1 pseudogene is annotated in these 524 nt (G+C 64.9%); it reads right to left on the minus strand.

The features are described from left to right. Window positions 1–524: pseudogene (locus tag K359_RS64185) on the minus strand (hypothetical protein); the annotation flags it as partial.

Raw genomic sequence — 524 nt, forward strand, 5'->3', positions numbered from 1 at the left:
GGACGGCGTGGCCGCAGTCAGATCAACCAATGGAAAACCACGGTAGGTGTCTGAGCGAGCCCCGGCAGCGGGCGCCGGCGCAAAGTGAGCATCGTCGCGCAATTCGGACGGCGTGGGCGCATCCAGATGCACCAATGACTCAAGACCGCCGTAGACGTCTGACGGAGCCCTGCCGGTTGATGGTGAGGCCGGTTCTTGCATCTGCCGCCGCGCCAGCTCCTCGCGCAACCAAGCCCAAGCTTCATCATCCGAGAAGGCTGGCGCCGGAGAAAGCCCCTGCGGCGAGCCGGGCTGTCGAGCGCCCTGGCTATGCCCCGGTACTGGTCCGGCAAACAGCGGCGGAAAGTCAGGCGCCGGGGCCCAAGCATTGTCACGCAACTCGAATGGTGTGGGCGGATTCGGATTAACCGCTGCCTCAAGACCGGCGTGGGTGTCTGAACGAGCCCGGGCAGGATGCGCCGGCGCAAAGTGAGCATCGTCGCGCAATTCGGACGGCGTGGGCGCATCCAGATCAACAAAAGACT

This window comes from Bradyrhizobium sp. th-b2 (assembly GCF_000426785.1).
Lineage (GTDB): Bacteria > Pseudomonadota > Alphaproteobacteria > Rhizobiales > Xanthobacteraceae > Bradyrhizobium > Bradyrhizobium septentrionale.